At 63.1% G+C, this 26041-nt stretch carries 32 protein-coding genes and 2 pseudogenes (1 of these 34 cut by a window edge); 4 read left to right on the top strand and 30 right to left on the bottom strand.

What is annotated here, in order from left to right; all coding sequences use genetic code 11:
• From F3Y30_RS26250 to phnG, 13 genes and pseudogenes are all read right to left on the bottom strand, one after another.
• Positions 1 to 521: the 5' end (the start) of an alpha-D-ribose 1-methylphosphonate 5-triphosphate diphosphatase gene (locus F3Y30_RS26250; protein ID WP_246752957.1), read on the bottom strand. It extends 619 nt beyond the left edge of the window; 521 of the gene's 1140 nt are visible here — the first part of the coding sequence; its start codon is at positions 519 to 521; the stop codon falls past the left edge of the window.
• Between the two features lie 39 nt (positions 522 to 560).
• Positions 561 to 1229, bottom strand: a pseudogene (locus F3Y30_RS26245) (DUF1045 domain-containing protein); the annotation flags it as partial.
• 96 nt (positions 1230 to 1325) lie between these two features.
• A pseudogene (phnE, locus tag F3Y30_RS06995) lies at positions 1326 to 2827 on the bottom strand (phosphonate ABC transporter, permease protein PhnE).
• Between the two features lie 9 nt (positions 2828 to 2836).
• Complete coding sequence (gene phnE, locus F3Y30_RS06990; RefSeq protein WP_203425763.1) at positions 2837 to 3796, bottom strand: phosphonate ABC transporter, permease protein PhnE; 960 nt, start codon at positions 3794 to 3796, stop codon at positions 2837 to 2839.
• 128 nt (positions 3797 to 3924) lie between these two features.
• Positions 3925 to 4833: a phosphonate ABC transporter substrate-binding protein gene (gene phnD, locus F3Y30_RS06985; RefSeq protein WP_203425762.1), complete on the bottom strand. Its 909-nt coding sequence runs from the start codon at positions 4831 to 4833 to the stop codon at positions 3925 to 3927.
• Between the two features lie 81 nt (positions 4834 to 4914).
• Positions 4915 to 5772 (bottom strand): phosphonate ABC transporter ATP-binding protein, encoded by an 858-nt coding sequence (phnC, locus tag F3Y30_RS06980; RefSeq protein WP_203425761.1) that lies wholly within the window; start codon positions 5770 to 5772, stop codon positions 4915 to 4917.
• 130 nt (positions 5773 to 5902) lie between these two features.
• Positions 5903 to 6520, bottom strand: coding sequence for a DapH/DapD/GlmU-related protein (locus F3Y30_RS06975; protein WP_203425760.1), 618 nt, complete (start codon positions 6518 to 6520; stop codon positions 5903 to 5905).
• Positions 6517 to 7224: a phosphonate C-P lyase system protein PhnL gene (phnL, locus tag F3Y30_RS06970; protein WP_203425759.1), complete on the bottom strand. Its 708-nt coding sequence runs from the start codon at positions 7222 to 7224 to the stop codon at positions 6517 to 6519. The genes F3Y30_RS06975 and phnL overlap by 4 nt, the downstream gene beginning before the upstream one ends.
• Before the next feature lie 2 nt (positions 7225 to 7226).
• On the bottom strand, positions 7227 to 8003 hold the full coding sequence (gene phnK, locus F3Y30_RS06965; protein WP_203425758.1) for a phosphonate C-P lyase system protein PhnK: 777 nt from the start codon (positions 8001 to 8003) through the stop codon (positions 7227 to 7229).
• Positions 8000 to 8890: an alpha-D-ribose 1-methylphosphonate 5-phosphate C-P-lyase PhnJ gene (locus F3Y30_RS06960; RefSeq protein WP_203426511.1), complete on the bottom strand. Its 891-nt coding sequence runs from the start codon at positions 8888 to 8890 to the stop codon at positions 8000 to 8002. Before F3Y30_RS06960 ends, phnK begins: the two co-directional genes overlap by 4 nt.
• Complete coding sequence (locus tag F3Y30_RS06955; protein WP_203425757.1) at positions 8890 to 10002, bottom strand: carbon-phosphorus lyase complex subunit PhnI; 1113 nt, start codon at positions 10000 to 10002, stop codon at positions 8890 to 8892. Before F3Y30_RS06955 ends, F3Y30_RS06960 begins: the two co-directional genes overlap by 1 nt.
• A 3-nt stretch (positions 10003 to 10005) precedes the next feature.
• Positions 10006 to 10614: a phosphonate C-P lyase system protein PhnH gene (phnH, locus tag F3Y30_RS06950; RefSeq protein WP_203425756.1), complete on the bottom strand. Its 609-nt coding sequence runs from the start codon at positions 10612 to 10614 to the stop codon at positions 10006 to 10008.
• Entirely contained in the window at positions 10614 to 11087 is a 474-nt protein-coding gene (gene phnG, locus F3Y30_RS06945; protein ID WP_203425755.1) for a phosphonate C-P lyase system protein PhnG, read from the bottom strand. The genes phnH and phnG overlap by 1 nt, the downstream gene beginning before the upstream one ends.
• 97 nt (positions 11088 to 11184) lie before the next feature.
• Between phnG and phnF the strand changes: the two genes are divergently transcribed.
• On the top strand, positions 11185 to 11907 hold the full coding sequence (phnF, locus tag F3Y30_RS06940) for a phosphonate metabolism transcriptional regulator PhnF (RefSeq protein WP_203425754.1): 723 nt from the start codon (positions 11185 to 11187) through the stop codon (positions 11905 to 11907).
• Positions 11908 to 11989: 82 nt separating this feature from the next.
• On the opposite strand, the gene F3Y30_RS06935 is transcribed toward phnF, so the two are convergent.
• The 3 genes from F3Y30_RS06935 to F3Y30_RS06925 form a co-directional block, all read right to left on the bottom strand.
• On the bottom strand, positions 11990 to 12154 hold the full coding sequence (locus F3Y30_RS06935) for a DUF1328 domain-containing protein (RefSeq protein WP_203425753.1): 165 nt from the start codon (positions 12152 to 12154) through the stop codon (positions 11990 to 11992).
• Positions 12155 to 12345: 191 nt separating this feature from the next.
• The gene (locus F3Y30_RS06930; protein WP_203425752.1) at positions 12346 to 12543 is read right to left on the bottom strand and encodes a CsbD family protein; all 198 of its coding nucleotides are present in this window, start codon (positions 12541 to 12543) and stop codon (positions 12346 to 12348) included.
• A 96-nt stretch (positions 12544 to 12639) separates the two neighbouring features.
• Positions 12640 to 12951, bottom strand: coding sequence for a hypothetical protein (locus tag F3Y30_RS06925; protein WP_203425751.1), 312 nt, complete (start codon positions 12949 to 12951; stop codon positions 12640 to 12642).
• Between the two features lie 211 nt (positions 12952 to 13162).
• Between F3Y30_RS06925 and F3Y30_RS06920 the strand changes: the two genes are divergently transcribed.
• Entirely contained in the window at positions 13163 to 13318 is a 156-nt protein-coding gene (locus F3Y30_RS06920; protein ID WP_203425750.1) for a DUF3309 family protein, read from the top strand.
• A gap of 37 nt (positions 13319 to 13355) precedes the next feature.
• On the top strand, positions 13356 to 13616 hold the full coding sequence (locus tag F3Y30_RS06915) for a glycine zipper domain-containing protein (RefSeq protein WP_203425749.1): 261 nt from the start codon (positions 13356 to 13358) through the stop codon (positions 13614 to 13616).
• Between the two features lie 82 nt (positions 13617 to 13698).
• On the opposite strand, the gene F3Y30_RS06910 is transcribed toward F3Y30_RS06915, so the two are convergent.
• The gene (locus F3Y30_RS06910) at positions 13699 to 13896 is read right to left on the bottom strand and encodes a NepR family anti-sigma factor (RefSeq protein WP_203425748.1); all 198 of its coding nucleotides are present in this window, start codon (positions 13894 to 13896) and stop codon (positions 13699 to 13701) included.
• A 147-nt stretch (positions 13897 to 14043) separates the two neighbouring features.
• Between F3Y30_RS06910 and F3Y30_RS06905 the strand changes: the two genes are divergently transcribed.
• Positions 14044 to 14844 carry a response regulator gene (locus F3Y30_RS06905; protein ID WP_203425747.1) on the top strand — a complete coding sequence of 267 codons (801 nt, stop codon included), beginning with the start codon at positions 14044 to 14046 and terminating at the stop codon, positions 14842 to 14844.
• 101 nt (positions 14845 to 14945) lie between these two features.
• Here the strand turns inward: F3Y30_RS06905 and F3Y30_RS06900 are convergent, their stop codons facing one another.
• From F3Y30_RS06900 to F3Y30_RS06840, 13 genes are all read right to left on the bottom strand, one after another.
• Positions 14946 to 15293 carry a RidA family protein gene (locus tag F3Y30_RS06900; protein WP_203425746.1) on the bottom strand — a complete coding sequence of 116 codons (348 nt, stop codon included), beginning with the start codon at positions 15291 to 15293 and terminating at the stop codon, positions 14946 to 14948.
• Between the two features lie 150 nt (positions 15294 to 15443).
• Positions 15444 to 16445: a dihydroxyacetone kinase subunit DhaK gene (gene dhaK / locus F3Y30_RS06895; protein WP_203425745.1), complete on the bottom strand. Its 1002-nt coding sequence runs from the start codon at positions 16443 to 16445 to the stop codon at positions 15444 to 15446.
• A gap of 101 nt (positions 16446 to 16546) precedes the next feature.
• Positions 16547 to 16963 (bottom strand): hypothetical protein, encoded by a 417-nt coding sequence (locus tag F3Y30_RS06890; protein WP_203425744.1) that lies wholly within the window; start codon positions 16961 to 16963, stop codon positions 16547 to 16549.
• On the bottom strand, positions 16953 to 18587 hold the full coding sequence (locus F3Y30_RS06885; RefSeq protein WP_203425743.1) for a putative PEP-binding protein: 1635 nt from the start codon (positions 18585 to 18587) through the stop codon (positions 16953 to 16955). The genes F3Y30_RS06890 and F3Y30_RS06885 overlap by 11 nt, the downstream gene beginning before the upstream one ends.
• The gene (locus F3Y30_RS06880) at positions 18571 to 18894 is read right to left on the bottom strand and encodes an HPr family phosphocarrier protein (RefSeq protein ID WP_203426510.1); all 324 of its coding nucleotides are present in this window, start codon (positions 18892 to 18894) and stop codon (positions 18571 to 18573) included. The genes F3Y30_RS06885 and F3Y30_RS06880 overlap by 17 nt, the downstream gene beginning before the upstream one ends.
• Before the next feature lie 17 nt (positions 18895 to 18911).
• Complete coding sequence (gene dhaM / locus F3Y30_RS06875; RefSeq protein WP_203425742.1) at positions 18912 to 19310, bottom strand: dihydroxyacetone kinase phosphoryl donor subunit DhaM; 399 nt, start codon at positions 19308 to 19310, stop codon at positions 18912 to 18914.
• Positions 19307 to 19921: a dihydroxyacetone kinase subunit DhaL gene (gene dhaL / locus F3Y30_RS06870; RefSeq protein WP_203425741.1), complete on the bottom strand. Its 615-nt coding sequence runs from the start codon at positions 19919 to 19921 to the stop codon at positions 19307 to 19309. The genes dhaM and dhaL overlap by 4 nt, the downstream gene beginning before the upstream one ends.
• A 131-nt stretch (positions 19922 to 20052) precedes the next feature.
• Positions 20053 to 21690, bottom strand: coding sequence for a dihydroxyacetone kinase subunit DhaK (locus F3Y30_RS06865; protein ID WP_203425740.1), 1638 nt, complete (start codon positions 21688 to 21690; stop codon positions 20053 to 20055).
• 50 nt (positions 21691 to 21740) lie between these two features.
• A complete protein-coding gene (locus F3Y30_RS06860) occupies positions 21741 to 22748 on the bottom strand; it encodes an ABC transporter ATP-binding protein (RefSeq protein WP_203425739.1) in 1008 nt (335 codons plus the stop codon).
• Positions 22741 to 23838 (bottom strand): ABC transporter ATP-binding protein, encoded by a 1098-nt coding sequence (locus tag F3Y30_RS06855; protein ID WP_203425738.1) that lies wholly within the window; start codon positions 23836 to 23838, stop codon positions 22741 to 22743. The genes F3Y30_RS06860 and F3Y30_RS06855 overlap by 8 nt, the downstream gene beginning before the upstream one ends.
• Positions 23839 to 23841: 3 nt before the next feature.
• Positions 23842 to 24048 carry a hypothetical protein gene (locus tag F3Y30_RS06850; protein ID WP_203425737.1) on the bottom strand — a complete coding sequence of 69 codons (207 nt, stop codon included), beginning with the start codon at positions 24046 to 24048 and terminating at the stop codon, positions 23842 to 23844.
• Positions 24045 to 24998 (bottom strand): carbohydrate ABC transporter permease, encoded by a 954-nt coding sequence (locus F3Y30_RS06845; protein WP_203425736.1) that lies wholly within the window; start codon positions 24996 to 24998, stop codon positions 24045 to 24047. The genes F3Y30_RS06850 and F3Y30_RS06845 overlap by 4 nt, the downstream gene beginning before the upstream one ends.
• On the bottom strand, positions 24995 to 25963 hold the full coding sequence (locus F3Y30_RS06840; protein ID WP_203425735.1) for a sugar ABC transporter permease: 969 nt from the start codon (positions 25961 to 25963) through the stop codon (positions 24995 to 24997). The genes F3Y30_RS06845 and F3Y30_RS06840 overlap by 4 nt, the downstream gene beginning before the upstream one ends.
• Positions 25964 to 26041: the final 78 nt, after the last annotated feature.

Below are 26041 nucleotides of genomic sequence, written 5' to 3'. Positions count from 1 at the left end.
AACTGGCGCTGGCCCGGCGCATGATCCATCAGGGAGACGAGGCGCACCTGCGGATCGTTCTCGAACTCGGCGAAGTGCTCGAGCACGTTGTCCGTCGAGACCTCGCAGCGCAGGTGAATCAGGTGATCGGCCCGAAGCCGGTCCTCGCGCACCGCATCGGCGATCGCATCGGCCATGGCGCGCATCTCGCCCTTCTCGAACCCGCCGTCCTCGTCCGACCCCATGCGCAGGCAGTCGAACACGGTGGTGATGCCCGATGTGACGATCTGCGCGTCGTGCGCCTGGATCGCCGCCGTCTTCAGCCAGCGCACGCCGGGGCGCGGCGAATAGTGCGCCTCCAGGTGATCGGTGTGGAGTTCGACGAGACCGGGTATCAGGTAATCGCCCTCCATGTCCTCGCCCTTTCCGGAGGTGGACTGCGAAATGTCGGCGATTGTCCCATCGCGCACGAGGACCGAGCCGTGGACGATTTCATCTTCCAGGACGATCCGGGCATTGGAGAGCAAGAGTTCGGTGGTCATGTCACGCGGTCTTTCTGCTGGCTGCTCCCCCAGCGGGAACAGCGAATGGATGGAGAAATTCTCGCCCCGGGCCGGCTCACGGAAGAGCGCGAGGCCGGAGATCGCGAGCGGCCGGCGGCTGTGCTCTGCAAAATAGGTTTCAAGGGCCGTCGCCATGCCTGGCGCCAGCTCCGGCGGTACCTGGCCGGTCAGAGTCATATGGAACCGGAAGGTATCGAAGACATAGGGGTAGCCCCACTGCACGAGGTTCTGCCTCTCCTCGCTCGTCAGCGCTTCAGGCTTGCGACGCGCAATGTCGGCAGAGGAGAGAGGGGCGCGAAAGCGTTCGAAGCGCCGAACGACTTCGCCTGCGAAGGATTGCAACTCTTCACACTCGGCCGAAGGCACCAGGGCGAAGAAGGAACCGAGCCGTCCGATCACCACTTCGGGAATGTCGAAGCGCTCCGTCTCACTGACAAAGTCGACGATCTCCGAAACAAGATCGGCTTCGGACTGTCCTTCGGCCAGGTGGAACGGCGCCTTCAGCGTCGCATGGAAACCGTAGCGGCGCGGATCCGCGGTCAGCGCCGCGAGGCTCCCGGAAGAGAACCCTTCGACTGCCGGCTGCTCGAGGTCTGCGCCCGTGAATGCGTTGCGCCCGATCCAGCGCGATGCGGAAAGCGTGAGACCGTGGCCGGCTGGCGGCGTGAAGTAGAGTGCGTAGCGCAAATGCTCATTCCTGTTCGAATCGTTGTCGAAGCGGCGGAGAGTAACGGTAGAGATATGGCGACATCATGCCAGCCCCGGCTGTAAAATCCATCCGCATCATTGCGTTGCCCGTCCCATCAGCCGCGAGCGCAGTGCATTCGATATGCTGTCGAAGACGAAGACGACCATCAGGATCAGAAGCACCATGTAGGCGACGTTCTCCCAGTCGCTGTTGGTCCTCATGGCTTCCCACAGCTTGAGGCCTATGCCGCCGGCGCCGACCGCACCGATGATCGTCGCCGAGCGGGTATTCGATTCCCAGAAATAGAGTGCCTGCGACGCAAATACCGGAGAGACCTGGGGAACGATGCCAAAGCGCTGGACGGCAACGGCCGGCGCTCCGACCGACTTGACCCCTTCGCGCTGCTTGTCGTCGATGTTCTCAAGCGCCTCGGAATAGAGCTTTCCGAGGGTGCCCGTATCCGTGAAGAAAATCGCGGCCATGCCCGCAATCGGCCCGGGCCCGAAGGCACGGGTGAAGAACAAGGCCCAGATGAGCATGTCCACCGAGCGCAGGAAGTCGAACAGACGCTTCACCAGCTGGTTCACAATGCGGTTGCGGTTGATGTTGCGCGCGGCAAGAAACGACAGCGGAAAGGCGATGACCATGGCAAAGAACGTTCCGGCGAAAGCCATGACGATCGTCTGCAGCAGTTTGGTCCATACGTCGAGATGTTGCCACTCCGCATTGTAGAGGATGTTGTTCCAGGCAAGGGCGAGGTTCGACCGGTTCGGATCGATGCGCTCGCCGGAAACGATTAGCGAGACGACTTCAGACGCCGGCTTTCCGAAGAATGGCGAATTGGCGTCGAAGACGAAGTTCGCCCAGCCGAGGAAGCGCTTGCGCACGCTGACCTCGTCCGGCTCGATCTCGAGCCAGCCGGCGATGCCGAAGCTCACGATGATCTTCTCGCCGGGACGCTTCTGGACTGCCCAGCCGGGAAGCGTGTCGACGTCCGCCGTGACGATCCCGTCGCGCATAGTCGCGCGGAAGCTTTCATCCCCCGCGTGACGGTCGCCTCGCCGGGCAGGACTTCGATGCGACCCACGCGACCCATGATGACTTCGGCGCGGGTGATCACTTCTTCCGTGCGTGTCTCCATCTTCCGCTGCGAGCCCGCGGCCTGAACGCCTTCGGGCACCGCGCTCGGCGCCATGAAGCTCATCGATGGCTTCTTTGCCTGCGTCTCACCACCTGTCGCCGGGATCTCGATCGTCCGAGTGACGGTCTCCCTATCGGCGATCAGCCAGTCGGGATTGGGATTGGGCCCGAGCGGATCGAAGCGCGAGTACTCGATCCGCATCGTGCCGTCAGGCGCCATCTCGATGTTGGGGCGAACCTCGTAGGACACCCAGTCGGCAAGATAGGTTCCGGCGATGGCCCAATCGGCGCGAGCCATGACGCTGCCGATGGCAAAGAACCACCAGCTGTAGGCACCGTAAAGCAGGACGGCGAGCACGAGCAGCGGTACGCGGAACCGCGACCACAGCGAACGTTCGAAGACCCGCGGATACCGTGCCTCGATCGCTTCCATCTCGGATATGTGAAGGCTCTTCATGGCAAATCCTCACTGCGCCAGCTGGAAGGCCTGGTTGCCGACCAGGCGACGGCGCAGCCATGCGGAAAACTGATCGACCGAAACGATCGTGACGAAAAGGAGCAGAACGATCGCCAGCGTCTTGGCCTCGTGCCCCTGGGAGATCGAGAGGCGCAGCGGTTCCCCGATACCGCCTCCCCCGACCGCGCCGATGATCGTGGATGCACGCACGTTGATCTCGAAACGGAGAAGGAAATAGCTCATGAAGTTGGGAAGCACCTGCGGCACGATGCCGAACCAGACGCGCTCGACCCAGTTGGCGCCGGCCGCGCGCAGCCCTTCCTCGGCCTTCATGTCGGCATTCTCGATGACTTCGAAGAACAGCTTGCCGAGCGCGCCGATGGTATGGATGGTGACAGCCATGATCGCCGGGATGGCGCCAATCGAAAAGATCGCCAGGAAGAAGCCGGCGATGACGACTTCCGGAAAGGCCCGCAGGATTTCCATGACGCGCCGGACAGGCCCGCGCAGCCACGGGCTCGGCGTCAGGTTCTTCGCGGCAAGGAACGACAGCACGAAGGCGAAGATCATGCCCACGACGGTGGACAGGAGCGCAATGTTCAGCGTCTCCAGCATCTTATAGAAGTATTCCGGAATGTAGAAGCTGCCGGTGAGATAGTGGCGCCCTTCCGGATAGTTGTATTTGAGACTGCCGTCGTCGTGGGGCGAAGGGAGATCGAACATGGCGCGCCAGATATCCATCCCGTCGCGCGGCACGAGATCCCCGATGAAATCGAAGAAATAGGGAAGACGATCGAAGAATTTTCCTGCGTTCGTCGCGTTTGCAAACCAGAGCGAGCCGCCGAGTGCAACGATGAGGATGACACTGCCGAGCACGGTGTAGACCCGCCGGCGGGCGGCCAGTTCCTGCCAGTGGTGCTCAACAAGCGCACCACGTTCGCTCAATCTGTGTGTTGCGGAACCAGTCATCGCGTACTTCCTGCACCCGGTGGTGCGAGGCGGCCGGTGTTTGCGGCTCGGCGCCGACCCGGTCCTGCCAGATGAAAAGAAATGCCGCCGACGGGGTTGCCGCCGACGGCATGACAACTGCGCCGTAATCAGCCGCCGATCGTCGCCTTGCGGGCGTCGATGATCGGCTTGTAGAACTCCGTGTTCACTTCGGTGAAGCCGCTGAAGTCACCGCCCATGATGGCGGAGAAGCAGGCGGCATCAGTCTTCGGCAGGTCGAGCATGAACTGCTTGAACTTCGCCTTCAGATCGTTGTCCATCGAGGCACGAACGACGATCGGGCCGTTCGGGATCAGCGGCGAGCGCCACAGCTCGACGAGGTCGTTCATGTCGAGCACGCCCTTGTCGACCATCTTGCGCAGGTTGCCGGAGGTATAGCCGTCCTTGAACTCGCCGACGCCCGAACCGAAGGTCGTGCCGGCGTCGAAGGTGCCCTTCAGCACTTCCAGAACGAGGTTTTCATGACCGCCGCCGAAGCCGGTCTCTGCGACATATTCCTTGACCGGAACGCCACCGAGCGCCTCGGGCAGTGTCACGGTCGGGATGAGGTAACCGGAGGTGGAGTCGGGATCGGCGAAGCCGAGCTTCTTGCCCTTGATGTCCTCGACCTTGGTCATTCCGCTGTCCTTGCGGGCGACCATGATGGAGTAGTAGCCCATCGCGCCGTCGGTCTGGACCGTCGTGAGGATCGGCTCGACCGACTGCGGATCGGCGAGATAGATCTTGGCGAAGCCGGATGCGCCGAGTTCGGCGTAGTCGAGCGTGCCGCCCAGCAGGCCCTGGATCACGCCGTCATAGTCGGCAGCCGGAAAAAGCGAGACCTTTTCAACGCCCAGGACCGACGGCAGCTTGTCGACGATGCACTGGTAGTTGCGCAGGCGATCGGCTTCGTTTTCGCCACCGATGATGCCGACGCGGAAATCCTTCAGATCTTCCGCATGCACATGGGTGACCAGCGACAGCAGGGCGACGGCGCCGAAAAGAGCTTTCTTCAACATGGAACGTTTCTCCTGATTGACCGGCAGCGCCGGGCGAGAATGGTTACGGCCCTTGACGCGGGCCATGCGATCCCGGCAGGCCTAGAGCCCTGCCAGTACCAGCGGTTTGGGACTGGTGGATTCCTTGATGTTGTCCTGGAGGACCGGCGCGTGGAGGCCGTCGATGCTGGTCGAGGTCATCGTCTCGTCGATCCCCGCTCCATCGGCACCGGTGCCGTAAATCGTGCGAACCGCGTTGCCGTCGAGTTCCCGCGGCGACCCATCGAAGACGACCTTGCCTGCAGCCATGCCGATGATGCGTTCGCAGTAGTTGCGGGCCGTATCCAGCGTGTGGAGGTTGGTGACGACCGTAATGCCTTCGCGCTCGTTGATGTCGCGCAGCGCATCCATGACGATCTTGGCGTTCAGCGGGTCGAGCGAAGCGATCGGCTCGTCGGCCAGCACGACCTTGGGCCCCTGCATCAAGGCCCGGGCAATCGCCACGCGCTGCTGCTGGCCGCCCGAGAGCGTACCGGCCATCTGCAGCGCGGTCTGTTCGATGCCGAGACGCTCGAGAGCGGCGATCGCCATGATGCGCTCCTCGCGTGTGAACAGGTTCAGTATGCTGAGGGTCGTGGAGCGATGATTCAAGCGGCCGAGCAGCACGTTGGTCAGCACGTCAAGGCGAGGCACCAGGTTGAACTGCTGGAAGATCATCGCGCAATCGCGCTGCCAGTTGCGCAGCGCCTGGCCGCGCAGGGAGGAAACCTCGAGTTCGCCGAAATGAATCGAGCCCTCGGTCGTGTCCACGAGGCGGTTGATCATCCGCAGCAGGGTTGATTTGCCCGCGCCAGAGCGGCCGATGATCCCCACCATCTGTCCCTGCGGGATATGAAAGTTCACGTCGTTGACGGCCGCATGAGTGCCGAAGCGGCGCGTAACATGGTTGAGACGTAGCATCGCGGCTCCCTCGAAGGTGTTCCTGTATTCAAGTTGCATCGGGCTTAGCGGCGCTTCATGAAGTGCGAATGTCAGTTTCGTGTAGCTTTCGTTACAGTCCACAGACCCTCATTTTCCGGGCCTTGCGCCCTCAGGCGGCGCCGTGGCGCGCAAGGAAAGCCTCTGCGTCAAGAGCACGGAAATCGTCGAGTGCGGCGCGCAGGCGCGCGTGGTCCCAATCCCACCAGGCGAGCCTCTCAAACCGCTCCGCAAGTTCCGGCCCGAACCTCTCGCGGATCAGCTTCGCCGGCACGCCGCCGACGATCGTGTAGGGCGCCACGTCCTTCGTGACGACCGCACCGGAACCGATGACGGCACCGTTGCCGATCGTAACGCCGGGGAGGATCGTCGCACCGTGGCCGATCCAGACATCATGTCCGATCGTCACACGGTGCTGTCTCCGCCAGGCGAAGAAGTCCTCCTCGGTATCCGCATCCGCCCAGTAGTCCCGGGCGCGGTAGGTGAAATGGTGAAGGGTGGCGCGCCACACCGGATGGTTGGTGGCGTTGATGCGGACCGAGGAGGCAATGTTTGCGAACTTGCCGATCGTCGCGCACCACACGGAGCCGTCCTCCATGATGTAGGAGTAGTCGCCGATCTCGGCCTCGCTCACGCGGCAGCGGTCGGCGATTTCCGTGTATTTGCCCAGCGTGGTGTCCCGCACCGACGCAGTCGGATGCACCAGCGGCGTTTCGGAGAGCTTCGTCATGCGGCAGCCCTGCGCGGCGAGAATGCGGACACGTCCACGATGTGGTCCGCGACTTCGGTGCGCACATCCTCGTCATGGAAGATACCGAGGAGCGCCACTCCGGCCGCCTTCTTCTCCTCGATCATGGCCACCACGACCTTGCGGTTCGTCGCGTCGAGCGACGCCGTGGGCTCGTCGAGCAGCAGCACGCGATGATCGGTGATGAAGCCACGGGCAATGTTGACGCGCTGCTGCTCGCCACCGGAAAACGTGGCGGGCGGCAACTGCCAGAGTTCACGTGGCAGGTTGAGCCTGGCGAGCATCGCCTCCGCCGCCTCACGGGCAACGGCGGGGATTTCGCCGCGCGCCACGAGCGGTTCGGCCACGACATCGACCGCCGCGACCCGGGGCACAGTGCGCAGGAACTGGCTGACATAGCCGAGCGTGACGCGGCGCACGGCGAGGATCGTCCTCGGATCGGCCGTGGCGAGATCCACGAGCCTGCCCTCATGGTCTACGAGGATCTGGCCACCGTCGACGGCATAGTTGCCGTATACCATCTTGAGCAGCGAACTCTTGCCGATGCCGGAAGGGCCACCCAGGACGACGCACTGCCCTGCCTTCACCGAAAAGGCGACGTTGGACACGACCGGCAGGCGTATGCCGTCGCGCAAATGCATTGTGAAGCTTTTCGAGACTTCGGAAACAACGAGGGGCGTCGCCATGGTCACACCTGCAGAATGGAGGAAACGAGTAGCTGGGTGTAGGGCTCGCGCGGATCGTCCAGCACGCGGTCGGTCAGCCCCTGTTCGATCACCACTCCGTCCTTCATCACCATCATGCGATGGGAAAGCAGGCGTGCGACGGCGAGGTCGTGCGTGACGATGATCGCGGAAAGCCCGAGGTCATGAACGAGGCCACGAACCAGATCGAGGAGACGCGCCTGGACCGATACGTCGAGGCCGCCGGTCGGCTCGTCCATGAAGACGAGACGGGGCGAGGTCACGAGATTGCGGGCGATCTGGAGACGCTGGCGCATGCCGCCGGAGAAGGCGCGCGGCTGGTCATCGATCCGGTCAAGACCGATCTCCACGCGGCGAAGCCAGTCGCCGGCGGTATCCCGGATATTGCCGTAGTGGCGTTCGCCGACTGCCATCAGCCGCTCGCCGACATTGGCGCCTGCCGATACCGTCATACGCAGGCCATCGGCGGGGTTCTGATGCACGAAACCCCAGTCGGTTCGCATGAGAAACCTGCGTTCAGCCTCGCTCATCCGTGCCAGCTCGCGCAGCTGGCCATCACGCATCCGGTATTCCACCGAACCCGAGGTCGGCATCAACCTCGTTGCAAGGCAGTTCAGGAGAGTCGTCTTGCCGGATCCGGATTCGCCGACGATCGCCAGCACCTCGCCCGGCCATAGTTCGAACGAGACGTTGCGGCACCCGGTCCGCGGACCATAGAACTTCGAGACGTCGTGCACCTTCAGGAGCGGAGCGTCGGTCATTGGGCGGCCTCCTTGCCGTAGGCGAGCATGTGGCCACGGTGCCCGTGGTCGCGGCGGTCCTCGCAGTGATCGGTATCGGAGCAGATGAACATGCGTCCGCCCCTGTCATCGAGCACGACCTCGTCGAGGTAGACGTTCTCGGCACCGCACAGCGCGCAGGGCTTGTCGAACTTTTGGACCTCGAAGGGATGGTCTTCGAAATCGAGGCTGACGACGTTCGTGAACGGCGGCACGGCATAGATGCGCTTTTCGCGCCCTGCCCCGAAGAGCTGCAGCGCCTCCGACATATGCATCTTCAGATTGTCGAACTTCGGCGTCGGCGAAGGGCTCATCACGTATCGTCCCTCGACCTTCACCGGATAGGAGTATGTCGTGGCGATGTGGCCGTTCTTGGCGATGTCCTCGTAGAGCTTCACATGCATCAGGCCGTACTCTTCCAGCGCGTGCATCTTCCGGGTCTCTGTCTCGCGCGGCTCGAGGAAACGCAGGGGTTCGGGGATCGGCACCTGGTAAACCAGCGTCTGGCCGGCCGTCAGTTTTTCCTCCGGTATCCGGTGGCGGGTCTGGATGATCGTCGCTTCGGGAGTTCTCGTGGTGACGGCGACATTGGCGACCTTCTGGAAGAAGGCCCGGATGGATACCGCATTCGTGGTGTCGTCTGCTCCCTGGTCGATGACCTTCAGCACATCGTCGGGCCCGAGGATCGCCGCCGTCACCTGCACGCCGCCAGTGCCCCAGCCGTAGGGCATCGGCATTTCGCGCGAGGCGAAAGGTACCTGGTAGCCGGGAATGGCGATCGCCTTCAGGATAGCGCGGCGGATCATGCGCTTTGTCTGTTCGTCGAGATAGGCGAAGTTGTAGGTTGCGAGTTCAGTTGTTGCGGCCATCATTGGGCTGCCTCCAGTGTCTCGTTGCCGGGTTCGTCCCGGTTGCGTTCCTCGTATTCGCGCCGCATGCGGCGCATGAGATCGAGTTCCGCCTGGAAATCGACGTAGTGCGGCAGCTTGAGATGTTCGACGAAGCCGGTCGCCTGCACGTTGTCGGAGTGGGAGATCACGAATTCCTCGTCCTGCGCAGGGGAGACGACGTCTTCGCCGAACTCGCCTGCCCGAAGCGCCCGGTCGACGAGCGACATGGACATGGCCTTGCGCTCGTTCTGTCCGAAGACGAGGCCGTAGCCGCGCGTGAACTGCGGCGGGTTCTTGGCCGATCCCTTGAACTGCGTGATCATCTGGCACTCCGTCACCTGAATCGTGCCCAGGGAGACGGCAAAGCCCAGTTCGGGCAGCTCGAGATCGACCTCCACATCACCTATGCGAATCTCACCGACGAAGGGGTGCGTGCTGCCGAAGCCGCGCTGCGTCGAATAGCCGAGCGACAGCAGGAAGCCCTCGTCGCCACGGGCAAGCGCCTGCAGTCGCAGGTCGCGCGCCATCGGGAACTCCAGCGGCTCGCGCGTAAGATCTCCCGGCACATGGCCCTCGGGCAGACTGCCGTCCTCCTCGACGAGGCCTTCGCCGGAAAGGATGTCGGAGACCCGCATCACGGGCTCCGCCTCGCCTTCCCGCTCCAGTGCGGCATCGACAGGCCCATCGCCAATTAGCGACGGATCCAGGAGACGATGCGTATAGTCGAAGGTGGGTCCGAGAAGCTGGCCTCCCGGCAGGTCTTTGTAGGTCGCGGAGACCCTGCGCTCGACGAGCATGGATGCGGTCTCCACCGGCTTCGACGCGCCGAAGCGGGGGAGCGTCGTACGATAGGCGCGCAGGATGAAGATCGCTTCGATCATGTCGCCCCGAGCCTGTCGGATCGCGAGTGCTGCAAGCGACCGGTCGTAGAGGGATGCCTCGGACATGACGCGGTCGACGGCGAGGCCGAGCTGCTCGACGATTTGCTCGAGGCCGATAGCCGGAAGCGAGCGGTCACCCCGGCGGCGATCGGCGAGAAGGCGATGGGCATTTGCGATGGCGGCTTCCCCGCCCTTGACGGCAACGTACATGGTTCAGCCCTCCCGCTTGTCGATGTTGGTGGTGCGTGGAAGGCAGACGACCCTTTCGCCGGCCACGAGAACGAGATCCACTCCGCGCGGGAAGCCCTGACGGTTTGCGGTCCAGAGCAGCAAAAAGGTCTCCGGCAGCCCGATCGGCGCAATCGTTGCCTCGTCCCGGATTCCGGGTCCCTTGAGGAGGAGTGACTGGCCGCCTTCGAGCGCATCGAGTTCGACCACGAGCGTGGTCGAACGGTCGGGGTATTCCTGCGTTCCCTGCGCGAACAGGCTAAGACCCGGCATCGGAGCGCCCGCCTCGACGAAGGCGAAGCGCGCCAGGTGCTTGTCTTCCGTGACGGTCGCACCGGCGTGGAAAGCCAGCCATTGCGGCAGGGACGACTTCGCAAGCGCCGGCGTCAGCCATACGGGCGTCTCGTGATCGCAAAGTGTGAGTGCCACGGCGCCCGCAGCAGGCGAGAGCGGCTTCGGCGGCCGTACGACGGTTTCGATGCGGCCGATCGTGCCCGGACGGGCCATGCAGTCCATCAGCGTGCGGAACACTGCCTGCGACTGGAAAACGGGTTCGGAGAAGGCGCCTGAAAAGGTCTGCGCTTGCATCGGCATCAATCGTCTCCCCTGACCATCGTGAAAAAGTCGACCCGCGTGGCCGCCGTCTGGCGCTGCCTGCGGGCCTGTTCCGCGGCGATGCGTTCCTCGACCGAGGCGACAACCTGGCGAACGCACAGGCTGCTGGAGGATACCTGCAGGAGCGCATCGAAGACGGCGGCAAGCCGGACCTTCTCGAGATCCGTGCCGAGCGCCTGGCCGTGACCGACCGTTCCATCCGCAAGCCTCACGCTCGCGCGGCTCACAGTCGCTTCGCCGAGATTGAATGGTGCACCGCCTCCGCCAATCCGGCCGCGGACCATCACCAGCCCGGTCTCAGGTCCGCGAACGGGAAAGACCTCGGGCTTTTCCGGAAGTCCGCTCCACGCCGCCTCGAGTTCGGCTCTCGTCGCTCTCGCGAGGACGCCCATGGCCTTCTGCCGTTCGGGCGTGCCGCCGGCGAAATCCGCATCGCCTTTGGAAGAATTCATTGCCTCATCTCCAAATGTCTATTAATCTAGACAACCATACAACTAAGGATCCTAATACGATTCCGTCGTGACAGCGATATGACAGGGGTGGGAAAGAATGATCGAGCGCCAGACCGGCATCGCACTATGGCGGCAGATCGCAGACCGGATGCGACTGGCGATCAACAACGGAGACTTCGACGACACAGGGATGATGCCGCCCGAGACGACTCTCGCCGCACAGTTCGGCGTCAACCGTCATACGGTGCGCAGCGCCCTCGCTTCGCTTGCCGACGAGGGCCTCGTGCGGGGCATCCAGGGCATAGGCACGCGCATCGAGCGCCGTGACAGCCTGACCTTTCCGATCTCGCGCCGCACCCGCTTTTCAAGGGGCCTTGGCGATCAGGCGAGCGAAACTGAGGGCCGCTTGCTAGAACAGGCGACAGAGGTTGCGAGTCCTGTCGTGGCCAAAGCCCTCGGCCTTGCGAGTGGAGCTTCGTGCATCAGGCTGGAAACGCTCAGCACCGCTGACCGGCGCCCGATCTCGCGATCGACAGGGTACTTTCCCGCGGACCGTTTTGCGGGCATCGGCGAACTTTACCAGACAACAGGCTCGATCACGCGCGCATTCGAAAAGCTCGGCGTGGAGGATTACGTTCGCCGTTCGACGGAAATCTCAGCGACCCATGCCGAGGCAGAGGATCTCCAGGACCTGAAGCTTTCGCCGGGTGCGATCCTGCTGGTGACCACTGCAATCAATACCGACATGGCGGGTAAACCCATTCAGTTCTCCCGCTCGCGTTTCGCGGCCGACAGGGTGAAGTTCACCGTCGATATATGAATCTCGCGTCGACGAAGACCGCAAAAAGAAAGGCGGCGCTCGCTGGCGCCGCCCTCTCCTCCCTCAGAGGTCAACTGTCGTTCTATACGCGCCTGAAAAGACCGGCGATCAACGACAGGACCAGAAGGGCCAAAAATACAAAGAACAGGATCTGCGCGATACCGGCCGATGCGCCGGCAATGCCGCCGAAACCGAAAAGACCGGCGACGATCGCAATCACCATGAACACAAGTGCGTAGTAAAGCATTGACCGAACTCCTCTTTATGGTTCGGCAAGGAAACGCGCGAACCCTTTGAAAGTTCCCGCGCGGTTCCACAAGCATTCGCTTTCGCATCCCAAACGCCGTCAGGGCCCATGCAAAACGAAGAATGCCGCCGCGACCGGACGGTCACAGCGGCATTTCTTATATGCCAGTTCAAAGCCGGTTCAGCGAACCGTCAGTGACGGCGTTCCCACTCGTCGATCTGGCGCTCGGCCTCATCCTTGGCGATCCCATAACGCTGCTGGATCTTGCCGGAGAGTTCGACGCGTCGACCATTGATCACGTCAAGATCATCGTCCGTCAGCTTGCCCCACTGCGTCTGGGCCTTGCCCTTGTACTCGTTCCACTTGCCTTCGATGATATCCCAGTTCATGGCGTTTCCTTTCCTCGTTGGTGGACCATGTGCTGGGGAAATGTCCCTGATCGAAGAAGGTTCCGCCATTCTTTCGGCAAGCCACGCCGCTCCTCGTCACCGTCCCGCGATGTCGTATTCGAATGCGGTGGGATCGTCGGCGGCGTTGGTAACCGTGATGTCCAACTGTCCGTTGCGCGTGATATCCCACGAAATCTGGACGTCTTCCTCTTCCCAGGCAGGATCGATGCTCGCGCACTTCGCACGGACGATCCGCGCCTTGCCTCCCGCAGCGCCGATCGCCGTGGCGAGTGCGCCATTGCAATCCTCCATGGTCTCGAACACCGCCTGTGGCGCGGGAAGCTCCGTGCAGGCGGTGCTCGTTCCGCTGCAGCCAACAAGGATCATGATCGCGGCAATGTGTTCCATTTCCTGTCCCCCTGTTAAAGCGACAAAAGAGAATGGAAGCTCCGGCGGGAAAGTTCCGCAGGGCCTCTAAATCGCATGAAATTGATTGGAGCGATGCCTGCCCCAACAGAAGTGATGCCACCCTTTCCCGCCAATGCTTGGGCCGGGAACAAAAACTGCGGTGGTGCGTTACTGGCCCGTCTGAATGTTACTGGTGAAGAAGGACGGGCCGATGCTGAGCACCATTCTGCTTGTAATTTTAATCCTGCTCCTCATCGGCGCCTTGCCGAATTGGGGCTATAGCCGTGCCTGGGGGTATGGACCCTCTGGTGGACTCGGACTTGTCATTGTCATTCTTCTCGTGCTTGTCTTGATGGGACGTATTTAAGGTCCACCTTATTCGCCAATTTCAGGGAGAACCCAGCATGAAAAAGAATCTGCTTGTCGCCACGGCTCTCATCGTTTCGGCCGTCACCGTCGCGTCCTGCACGCCCACGGAACGCGGTGCAACGATTGGCGCAGCCTCGGGCGCCATTATCGGCGGCGCCGTGACCGGCAAGGCTGGCGGTGCGCTCGCCGGTGCGGCGATCGGCGGCGTCGGTGGTGCGCTCATCGGTCACGCAAGCGAGCCTGGCCGTTGCGTCTACAGGGACCGTTATGGCCGTCGCTACACCGCAAGTTGCTGATATAGCGCTGAAATGCGCAGGCGGAGAAACGGGCTTCGGCCCGTTTCGTTCGTATGCCTGCGCGGTGAATGGGAATGCCCGGTCACTTACCGAGCTTGGATTTGCGTTCCGCTTCATCCAGCTGTTCGAGAAGGTCCAGCAAGTGACTAGGAACCGGTTCGGTTTCAATCACATCGTAGAAGGATTTGAGCTTCCGTCCCACGACGCCTTTGGGGTCGAAGACGGCAGATCCCTGGGAGGCGCGCCCGGCCTTGTCGCTCTCATCATTGAACCGGCTCATCGTTGGCCATCCCCACTATCGAATTCGGACTTCCTTCTGCCGAAAACCGCATACAGCAAGACGAATCTACCGTGGCACAAAAGCGTTTCCGCTTCCTGAATCCCGCAATGGTTCGTCTTATCATGGAACAATACAGGGAGAACATACATGTCGCTATCAACCCGGATCGCCCCACACCTTCCTTACCTCAGGCGGTTCTCACGCGCCGTAACCGGCTCCCAGACTTCCGGCGACGCCTATGTGGCCGCCATGCTGGAAGCACTTGTTGCTGATATAACGCTCTACCCCAAGCGTTCCAGTGATCGGATCGCCATTTTTCGGCTCTATTGCACGCTATTCGACAGTATTCACGTCACTTTAGCCGACGTTTCCTCGCCGTTCGGCTGGGAGCGGAACGCAGCCGCCCACCTCGCCAATGTTTCCCCCACTGCCCGCAAGGCCTTCCTGCTTGTCGCGGTCGAGGGGTTCGAGCGCTCGGAGGCCGCCGACATTCTCGACATTCCTGAAGAGAAGTTCGATGCCCTGCTCGACGAAGCCTCGCGCGAAATCTCGAACCAGGTGGCCACCGACATCATGATCATCGAGGATGAGCCGCTGATCGCGATGGACATCGAGGACATGGTAAAAGGCCTCGGCCACCGCGTGACCGGCATCGCCCGCACGCGAGACGAGGCGGTCGAGCTCTACTATCGCACCTCGCCGGGCATGGTGCTGGCGGATATCCAGCTTGCGGATGGGAGCTCGGGGATCGATGCGGTGAACGAGATCCTGACCACCGGCAGCGTGCCGGTCATCTTCATCACGGCCTTCCCCGAACGGCTGCTGACCGGCGAAAGGCCGGAACCAGCGTTCCTCGTGACCAAACCCTTCAATCCCGAAATGGTGAAGGCCCTGATCAGCCAGGCGCTCTTCTTCAACGAGAAGGCCCGGGTGGCACGGTCGGCCTGACAAGGCACTTCAGGGGGCAACCTCGCTTCGAACATGAAAAGGCCGCGCGTCCGGAAAGAACGCGCGGCCTTTTCTTTGATCGCTGCAACCTGGCCCGAAGATCAGGCGAGAGCCGCGACCACGATCACCTCGACGAGGTATTCCGGCGCTGCGAGCTTGGATTCGCCGGTTGCGCGTGCCGGGGCATTGCCCGCGGAAACCCAGGCGTCCCAGACGGCGTTCATCTTGGAAAAGTCCGCCATGTCGGCAAGCCAGACCTGGGCGGAAAGGATGCGGCTCTTGTCGGTGCCGGCAAGCGCCAGCAGGCGATCGACCTCGGCAAGCGCCTGCTGGGTCTGCGTCGCGACATCGTGGCCGGCGACGCCAACCTGGCCTGCCAGATAGACGGTGCCGTTGTGCACGACAGCCTGGCTCATGCGGGCACCGGTTTCAAAGCGTTTAATATCCATTTTTCGTTCCTGACACGTCTGGATTTGCGCCCCGGGACGGCTCGTGGAGCCTGCACCCTTCGCCAACGGGCATTCTCTTGGCGGCGATGCACTGTCTATAAGACCTGTCCATGACAGGCGCTAGACCGCCGCGCGCCCAAATGTGGCGTCTCAGATGCCCCAGCGCAACGCTGGCGTTGCGACCGGCGCATCCCACAGGCGCTTGCGTTCGCCGTCGAGCAGGGAAAGCGTGATCGACATGCCGGCCATGTCGAGCGACGTCACGTAGGTCCCAACAAGGGAGCGGCCCACGGTCAGTCCGCAGCTCTCGAAGATACGGCGGGCGATCCCATAGACCAGGTAGAGTTCCGAAACCGGCGTTCCGCCGAACCCGTTCACGAGAAGCAGGAATTCGCCGGCCATACCCTCGTCGAGATCCGCAAGGATCGACTGGCACACCATCGCGACGATGGCTTCCGCATCGCCGAACGCCTCTCGCGACCGGCCGGGTTCGCCGTGGATCCCCACCCCGACCTCCATCTCGTCCGGACCGAGCACGAAAGTCTCGCGGGCCGTATCCGGCACCGTCGCGCCCCTCAGGGCGACTCCCATGGTGCGCGTGTCCCGCACCACCGCTTCCCCCAGCTTCACGAGCGAGGATAAATCCATCCCGGCCTCGGCTGCCGCGCCGAGGATCTTCTCCACGACCAGCGTTCCCGCCACCCCCCTGCGGCCGGAGCTGCGTCGTGCATCGTGCACGGCGATATCATCACTGACGATAATCGTCGCCACGCTGCGCCCCTCGCGCGCGACCGCCATTTCAGCCGCCATCTCAAAGTTCATGACATCGCCGTCGTAGTTCTTCACGATCAGCAGCGTGCCGGCACCGGTTTCGGTTCCCTCCACCGCGGCAAGGATCTGGTCGGGGGTTGGAGAGGTGAAGACGTGGCCAGTGCAGGCCGCATCGAGCATGCCATGGCCGACGAAACCGCTATGCATGGGCTCGTGACCGGCCCCGCCGCCGGATACGATCGCAACCTTGCCCTGCTTCAACGCACTCCGGCGTACGTATTTTTCCTGTGCCCCGAAGGCGACGAGATCCGCGTTGGCCGCAACGAAACCGCGCAGGCTTTCCAGGACCATCGCTTCCGGGCTGTTGATGAATTTCTTCATTCCGTTCTCCCCCGCCTCGATACTAGTGAAGGCGGCCGGGCTCCTCCAGACCCGCAATATGTTCCGCAAGCGGAAATCAGTCTCAACGATCAGCCGAGCCCTCAGTCCCGCCCGTCGCTCCGCATGACGATCGCTAGTCTCGCGACGAATTCGCCTATCGCATCGTCGAGGGCCCGGTTCTTCTGCTCGTCTCCCAGATCCGGCACCATCAGCGAGAGGTGGCGCGAGCCTTCCGGTGCGCCCAGCTCCGGCAATTTTCCCGGATGCGCCACCTGATAGGCATCGAGAAAACGTTGCTGTTCGGCGGAGCTGAAGTGACAGACCCGCATGATCGTCCTGAGGTGGCGCGCAGGCAAGGGCGTCGCATAGCTCGGGCTGGTGATCTGCGTGACGAAGCTGCGATGTTTGCCAAGCGCCTGGGCGAGGCGCTGGCGCGTGCCGGACGGCCGATTGTCGATGATGGCCGACAGGATGGTCTTGTAGCCGATGATGGCCTCTTCGACGGTCTCACGCGCCATCCGAACCTCCCGCGACCATCCGTTCGCTTGCCGGGAGTTCGGCGATCTTCAGGCAGGCCGACGCAATTCGCAAAGGCGCCATCGAGAATGCGCGCAACCCGATCGCGACGAGGCCGGGGATCCGATCCGGATCGCCGGCCATGTCCCCGCATATTGCAATCGGCTTGCCCATGCGGGCCGCAGTCTTCACGCATTGCCCGGCAAGGCGAAGAACAGCGGGAGCGATGGCCGCGTGCAACCCCGCCGCCTCGGCGTCCTGCCGGGATGCAGCCGCCAGATATTGCGCGAGATCGTTCGTGCCGAGTGAAAAGAAGTCCGCCATGCCGAAACTCTCCAGCATGAGGGCGGCCGCGGGCACTTCCACCATCATCCCGATCAAGGGCCTGCGGAAGATGACCGCCCGGCGCTCCAGCGCATTCCCCTCCGCTTCGAAGACGCCCCGGATCGCCTCGAGTTCGGAGGGAACCGTGACCATGGGAACCATGACCCGAAGGTTGCCGAAGGCCGCCGCCCGCAACAGCGCGCGTACCTGAATGCGCAGGATCTCAGGCATCGCAAGAAGGAGGCGGACGCCGCGCAGTTCGAGGAGCGGGGGGGCATGCCCGCCGAGCGTTCCGGGAAGAGGCTTGTCGCCGCCAAAGTCGAGGAGACGGATCGTTACCGGTTTGTCGCCGGCCCAGCGGAGAATGGTGCAATAGGCCTCGAACTGCCGCTGCTCGTTGGCAAGGTCGGCGGTCGTCGCCATCAGGAACTCTGAGCGGAACAGTCCGACCCCGTCGATCGCGTCGATGTCGATCCCGTCGAGTTCGGAGACGGCGTTGATGTTGGCGAAGATGCCGACGGGCAGACCGGCTTTTTTGCGAAAAACCGGCCCCCTACCGCCTGCGGATACCGGAGGTACGTGCGTGTCGCTCTCACGGGATGATCGCGCGATCTCGCCGGATCCCGGGCAGGAGGACACCGTGCCGAGCGACCCGTCGATCAGGAGCGGCGTTCCGCCGGAAATCGGCGTCGACCCTATCCCGACGACCATCGGCACTGCGAGGCTGCGGGCAAGCATCGCGACATGGCTCACCGCGCTGCCCTTGAAGAGAACGATGCCACCCCCGCCGGACCAATCGTGCGACAGGAAGAGGCTCGGCGCGATATCGCTTCCGACGAAGACCGAACCCACCGGAAAATCCGGCCACCCTTCCCCGCTCAGCGCCCTCAGGACACCGTTCTTGATGTCTGCGAGGTCCGCCGCCCGTGCCCGCATCTGCTCGTCGTCGGATTCCTCGAAACCGCGAATGTGACCGTCCAGCACCGAAACCCAGGCAAGGGCGGGGTCCCCTCCCTTACGGATCAGCTCCATGGCAGGCCCCACGAGCACCGGGTCTAGCAACATTTCGATCTGGAATTCCAGGATCGCCGCACTTTCTTCGTCCGTTCTGGAAGAAAGGTCCCGCAGGGCGTCGACAGTTGTGGCGATCGCGTCGGAAAGCACTTGCACGCCCTGGTCCGCGGGCACGTTCATCTGGAGCTGCCTGACCGGCGTGGCGATGAAGGCCAGTCCTCCGGCAAGGCCCGGCGAGGCACCCTGCCCGACGATCGTGAAAGGGGCCGGCCTAGGTGTGTCGGACATGGTCCCCGCCCTCGTCGAAGTTCCGCTCGATGAGCTCCCTCAACGCCCTCACCGCCTCCTCGGCGCGGCCTCCATGCGCGCGAAGGACGAGGCTGGAACCCTTGCGGATCCGCGCGCCCATGACCTTCACGATGCTCTTTCCATTGAGCCAGATGCCGCTTCCGTTGACCTCGATCTCGATGGCGCAGGGAAACGACTTGGCGAGCCGCGTGAAGGCGACCGAGGGGCGCGCATGCAGGCCGATGTCGTGCACGACCTCGATCTCCGCCCTCGCCCGCTCCGTCGAGTGCTCCTTACCGGCAGCCATGTCGTCCCTGCGATAAGTCACGGAGACAGTTCCTCCGCTGTTGCGACGACTCGCGAAAGGGAGGCACCACCGGAGGCCTCTGCAGCCGCGATAACGGCGCCCTCGACAAGAGGAGCATTGCAGATCGCTACCCGTTCGGCCCGCTCAGCCCCGAGCATCTCGATCGCCATCTCGCTGTTCGTCTCGGCCCCACCAAGATCCACGAACACGACGACGCCTGCATCGGACCAGGCTTCCTCGATCGCTTTCAGAATGCCGGCGACGTTGGTGCCCAGCCCTCCTCCCACGTTCCCCCCGCACCAGGCGAGCGGCACGCAGTCGCCGACCATCTGGCGCACCATGTCCGCCGTGCCTTGCGCCACGAGCGGCGAATGCGAAACGATCACGATCCCCACATTTGCGCCTTTGCCGTTCATGCCGGTCGGTACTCCATGAGGTGGCGGCAGATGGCCGTGGTCAGGAGCGCACAACTGAACGCACCCGGATCCATATGGCCGATGGAACGATCTCCGAGGAAGGAGGCCCTGCCGCGCATCGCCTTCATGGCGATGGTCCGCTGCGCGGAAGCATCCGCCCTGTCCGCTATGTCGGGGAGAGCGGTCCGCCTTACCACTTCGGCCCGCACTGGGTAAAGCACGTCTAGCAAGGTCTTCTCACCTTCCTTTGCCCGGCTTCGCCGCGCAACCGCCTCCACCGCCGGGCCCAGCGCATCGCCAAAGGAAACCGCGCCGTCACCGGCCGCGAGATTTCGGCCTATCTCAAGCAGGAGGGTTCCATAGAGCGGGCCTGCGGCGCCTCCGATGCTCATGACCAGTGTCATGCCCATACGCTCCACTGCCTGGGGAAAGGGCAAGCCGGCGAGGGTCTCACGATCGGCGTACACCGCCTCGCAGCCCCGGCGCATGTTGGTGCCATGATCCCCGTCCCCAATCGCACGGTCGAGTTCCGAGAGGTGATCGGCGTGACGCGCGATGATCTCCCGGCAGGCTTCGATCAGTCCCAGCACGAGCGCCCGATCGACCTCCACTCTCCCCTCCCTCGCCCTTCCGCCGCTCCGGTCAATCGCTTCCGCATACCTGTTGAACGCGAAAGTTTTCCACCCCGTTGTTCTGACGCAATCACGAAAGCGATGCCGCTCCGCACTCCTGCCGTATCGCTCTACTCAAGAACGGCGATCGCCTCGAAAACCGATGCAACCGCTTCCGCCCCCGGGTCGGCGACACCTTCCAGATCGCGCTCACCGAGATAGGAAGAACGCCCGGCCTTGGCTCGCGTCATTGTTTTTGTTGCGTCCGCCCCCGCCCGTGCGGCGCGCGCCGCGGCGGCAGCTCCGCCTTCTCGCAGAGCCCTCAGCGCCGGATCGAGTGCATCGACCATGGTCCGGTCACCCGGCGACGCTCCCCCGTAGAAGGTCATCCGTTCGAGCCCCGCCAGCAGGGCATCCGGAACGCCGGCACCCTCGGAAAGCTTCTGGGCAGCGGCCGTGAAGAAGATCGAAAGCAGCACGCCGCTTGATCCACCCATGCTGGTGCCGAGCGTATTGCCGATGATCGCAAGCGTCGCCGCCGGATCCGCAAGGGGAAGCGTCGCCCTCTGGGCGAGAACGCTTCGCGCGCCTGTGGCAACCGTCGAGCCTGTATCGCCATCGCCGGTGCGGGCATCGAGCCTGTTCAGATCCGCCTCCAGCGAAACCAGCCGGTCACAGATTGCGGAAAGAAGCTTTTCGTTGGCGGGATCGGCGCTCGCCGTCCACTCAGCATGAAGGGTCCGTGGCTTGGGAGCCGCGATCACCGCAACCTCATGGCGCACCACGGGCGCAAGCCAGGCGCGCGGCCCGACCGCCGAGGCGAGCGCCGCTTCACGCAAGGCATCCAGTTTCAGCAGCGAAAGGGAGAATCCGTTCATGTTGAGAGCGGTCATCAAGGGTGCTGGGCCGATGATGAGCCTGACGCGCTCCGCGAGCTTTGAAGCGAGAACGGCGCGGGCGATGAGGCCCATCTCGATGGGCGGAACGGCGCCGAGATTGTTGATCAGGAGCGCATGGTGACCTTCGGACTTCAACGCCGCCGCCAGCCGATCCGCCATCGTCGCGACAAGCGAAGCCGCCTGCTGGAGGGCGATCCTCTCGACACCCGGTTCGCCGTGGATGCCAAGTCCGAGCTCGCCTTCCTCCGGACCGAGCCTTTCCTCATGCGCCTGTCCGGGGATCGAGCAGGAAGACAGGGACATGCCAAGGGAGGTGATCTCCGTCGCAGCCGCCCGCGCCGCGGCGGCAATTTCCTGAAGCGATGCTCCCTGCTCCGACAGATGGCCTGCGATCTTGTGCACGAAGAGGGTTCCGGCCACGCCGCGCGGCTGGGCGATGTCGGGCAGAGCGATATCGTCCGCCACGATCACCATTTCAACCTCGAATCCCTCGGCACGGGCCTTCTCGGCGGCCAGCCCGAAATTCAGTCGGTCACCGGTGTAGTTCTTCACGATCAGCAGGCATCCGGGCTTGCCCGTGACGGCGCGGATCGCCGTCAGCACCGCCTCGACGCTCGGCGAGGCGAAGATCTCGCCGGAAACGGCGGCCGTGAGCATTCCGCGACCGACAAAGCCCGGATGCGACGGCTCGTGCCCCGCACCGCCGCCGGACACGACTGCGACCTTCTCCTTGTCCCAGTCGGCGCGCAGGATGACCTTGATGTCCGGAAAAGTGTCCAGCCGTGCAAGTTCCCCCGGCATGGTCGTGGCGAGAAGCCCGTCGAGAGCCTCCGTCACGATGTCTTCCTTGCGATTGTAGAAATGCTTCATCGATCTGATCCCGTCCTTCAAGTCCTGACGTCGGTATGGCCCTTGCCGCCTCAGCTGATCCGCCGCCCGTCCGCGCCGAAGTAGAGCGGATTCCTGAGCGCGAGGTTGATACGGTCGCCGGCTTTCACCGGAAAATACGGATCGGCCAGCGTCACCAGCCGATGGTTGCCCACCTTGATATGCAGATGATTCTGGTCGCCCAGGTGCTCGATCCAGTCGATTTCGGCATTCGGCGTGTCCGTGGTGGAGATCGCCAAATGCTCGGTTCGGGCGCCGATCGTATGCGTGCCATGCGGCACGCCGCCATCCGGAAGGAGCCCCTGCGGCAGCAGGTTGATGTGCGGCTGGCCAAGGCGCGCGGCGACATGGAGATTGGCCGGGTTCCTGTAGATTTCCCGTGGAGTGCCGATCTGAACCAGTTTCCCTTCGGCGAGGATGCCGATGCGGTCGGCCATCGTCATCGCTTCGATCTGATCGTGGGTGACGTAGAGCAGCGTCGAGCCCAGCTCGGCCTGGATGCGCTTCAGCTCCAGCCGCAGCTCGGCGCGCAACTTCGCGTCGAGGGAGGACAGGGGTTCGTCCATCAGGTATATCGCCGGCTTGCGCACAAGGGCCCGTCCGATGGCGACGCGTTGCATCTCTCCACCCGAAAGCCTTGTGGAGCGGTTCTCCAGCTTGTGGTCGATGCGAACCATACGGGCGACCTCGCGCACCCGTTCGTCGATCTCGTCCGCCGGCAGGCGTCTTGCCGGCGAGCGAAGCGGAAAGGCGAGGTTCTCGTAGACGGTCAGGTGCGGATAGAGCGAATACTGCTGGAACACGAACGCGACGTCCCGGCTGGCCGGCTGGTCCGAGCCGACGTCGCGGCCCGCGATCGCAATGCGGCCCTTGTCCGGCTTCTCAAGCCCGGCAATGAGGCGAAGCGTCGTCGTCTTGCCCGCACCGGTCGGACCGAGCAGCACGACGAACTCGCCGTCGCGCACCGTCAGGTTGAGGTCGCTCACCGCCTCGGTATCGCCGAAGCGCTTGCTGATGCCGGTCAGCGAAATTTCAGCCATGATGGTTCCCCGAATAAAGCGACGACTGGATGGCCTTGCCCGATGCGCAGTCGAACAGCGACAGCTTGGTGCTGTTGAGTTCGAGGCCAACGGTTTCCCCGAGGCTGAACTTCAAATCGGCTGACACCCGGGCCTTCACCATGCCCTGCGGGGTCTCGACGGAAACGATCTGGTTGGTGCCGAGGTACTCGCTGCCATAGACGGAACCGCGCAAGTTTGAACTGTTGCTGAAGCGGATATGCTCGGGGCGCACGCCGAGCGCCAGGACGCCTTCGGGCTTCTCCTCCCGGATTTCCGGAACGGCGATATCGACCTCCCCGACCCGAAGGGACGTCAGCCCCTTGCGCAGGCCGGAGGCGAAGCGCAGGAAGTTCATCGGCGGCGATCCGATGAAGTCCGCGACGTACATGGAGGCGGGCCGGCTGTAGATCTCCTGGGGCGTGCCGTATTGCTCGATGACGCCGTGGTTCATGACCGCAATCTTGTCAGCCATGGCCATCGCCTCGTGCTGATCGTGGGTCACATAGACCGTCGTCGCGTGAATGCGGTTGTGCAGTTCCCGCAGTTCGTGAACCATCACTTCGCGGAACTCCGCGTCGAGCGTGCCGAGCGGCTCGTCCATGAGGAAGCACTTCGGCCGTCGAACGATTGCGCGCCCCAGCGCCACGCGCTGGCGGTCCCCGCCGGCAAGACCCGAGACGGACCTGTCGAGAATGTGGCTGATCTGGAGCAGCCGCGCCGTCTCCTCCACCCGCTGCGCGATTTCCGCCTTCGGCACGCCCTGCGAGAGCAGCGGGAAGCCGATGTTCTTGCGGACGTTCATGTGCGGGTAAAGCGCAAAGAGCTGGAAGACGAAGGCAATGTCGCGTTCGCTGGCGCGATTGAACGTCACGTCTTCGCCATCGAGGAAGATCTTGCCGCTCGTCGGCAGCTCCAGGCCTGCGATCATGCGAAGCGTCGTCGTCTTGCCGCAGCCGGACGGCCCGAGCAGCGCCAGGAACTCACCGTCGTGGACAGTGAACGACGAGTTCTCGACGGCGGCGAAATCGCCGAACTGCTTGCGGAGGCTTTCAACCTTGATCTCTGCCATCGTTCACTCCGGGAACTTGGATACGACGATGAACATCACTGTCCCAGCCAGCAGCATGGCCAGTGACCAGGTGTAGAGCACGAGCGCAAAGGGCTGGAACAGCATCAGGAAGCCGAGGCCGATCAGCACTGTCGCGACATTTTCCATCGGTCCGCGACGAAAGAGGAAGAGCCGCTTCCGATGAGGCTTGGCAGATGTGGGTGTCGTCATTTGCGAACCGCTCCGAAGGTGATGCCGCGCAGAAGCTGCTTGCGGAGAAGGATGGTGAAGACGAGGATCGGCACGAGGAAGATGGTGGTGCCGGCGGCCACTGCCGGCCAGTCCATTCCGCCCTCCCCGATGATGGTGGGAATGAAGGGAGGAGCCGTCTGGGCCTCGCCCGAAGTCAGCAGCACCGCGAAGGCATATTCGTTCCAGGCGAAGATCAGGCAGAAGATCGCGGTTGCCGCGATGCCGGTCGTGGCCTGCGGCAGCACGACCTTCCAGAAGGCCTGCATGCGGCTGTAGCCGTCGATCATGGCCGCTTCCTCGTATTCACGCGGGATTTCGTCGATGAATCCCTTGAGAAGCCAGACCGCGAGCGAGACGTTGACCGCGGTGTAGAGCAGGATCATGCCCAGCGCCGTGTCGGACAGACCGAGTTCGCGATACATGAGGTAGATCGGTATCGCGACCGCAATCGGCGGCATCATGCGCGTCGACAGGATGAAGAACAGCAGGTCGTCGGCAAGCGGTATGCGGAAGCGCGAGAAGCCGTAAGCGGCAAGCGTTCCGAGAAAAACGGCGAGGAACGTCGAACCGAAAGCGATCACCATGGAATTGGTGAATCGCGGCCAATAGTTCGATGGACCAGCGATAACCATGTTGCGGCCGCGTGTGATCTCGTCGCAGGTCGAGGTGGGCGGCCCGAGCGACTGGATGTACTCGGTGGTCTGGCGCGTACGCGTCGTGAAAAGGTTGCAGTACCCTTCCAGCGTCGGGGTGAACGTCAGTTTCGGCGGATAGCTGATGGAATCGGGCGGCGACTTGAAGCTCGTCATGAAGATCCAGGCGAGCGGCACCATGGTGCAGATGGCATAAATCACCACGATGATGCCGGCGATCCGCTTGGACCTTGCGCTCGGCTCGACGACTGAATGGGCGGAGGTGGCGTTGCTCATCGCTGCTTCACCTTGTTGAGTGCCTTGACGTAGATGTTCGCGAGCCCGAACACCGCGACGAAGAGGATGATGGCGAAGGACGAGGCCCGACCCGTGCGCCAGCTCTCGAAGGCCTCGCGCTTTAGCGTAATCGAGGCGACCTCCGTGGTGGAGCCAGGCCCGCCGCCGGTCAGAAGCATCACCATGTCGAACATCTTGAAGTTCTCGATGCCGCGGAACAGCACGGCGAGCATGATGAACGGCAGCGCCATGGGGATGGTGATCGACCAGAACTGCCGCCATGCGGAGGCGCGGTCGACTTCCGCAGCCTCATAGATGTAGTCGGGGATGGAACGCAGCCCCGCCAGGCAGATCAGCATCACATAGGGCGTCCACATCCAGGTATCGACGATTATGATCGACCAGGGCGCAAGCGACACGGAGCCGAGCATCTCGAAGGACGACGGCGGCACACCTGTCGTGAACGATACGATGTAGTTGAAGAGGCCGATCTGAGGCTGGTACAGGAACCGCCAGAAGTTGCCCACGACTGCCGGCGACAGCATCATCGGAATAAGGATGACGGTCGTCCAGAACGCATGGCCACGAAACTTCCTGTCGATCAGATAGGCAAGCGTAAATCCGATCAGCGTCTGCAGCAGGATCGTCCAGAAAACGAAGTGCGCGGTCGTCTGCATCGCGATCCAGATGTCGCTGTCGGTCAGGACGCGCTGGTAGTTCTGCACACCCACGTTTTCCAGCACCGCATTCGGCCTGTTGGCACGATAGTTCGTGAAGGAAAGGCGCACCGCCCAGATCAGCGGGAAGATATTGATTGCGAGCAGGAGTGCGATCGTCGGCGTGATGAAGAGCCAGGCGATCGCCCGATCGGAAAGGCCCCCGATCCGTTTGGCGAGCGGCGCCGGGGTTAAGCCCGTGGCCCGGTCGGCGGCCTTTTCCAGCAGTGTCGTGTCGGTATCGGTCACGAAGTCCACCTGATTTCACCTATCGTCTCGTTGAACGAGACCGCCCGGCCGGCTGGCCGGACGGTCCCCGGGGAGGAA

The sequence above is a fragment of the Sinorhizobium sp. BG8 genome, from assembly GCF_016864555.1.
Classification (GTDB): domain Bacteria; phylum Pseudomonadota; class Alphaproteobacteria; order Rhizobiales; family Rhizobiaceae; genus BG8.
The sequence above is the reverse complement of the archived record's forward strand: the minus strand, read 5'-3'. Positions and strand labels throughout refer to the sequence as shown.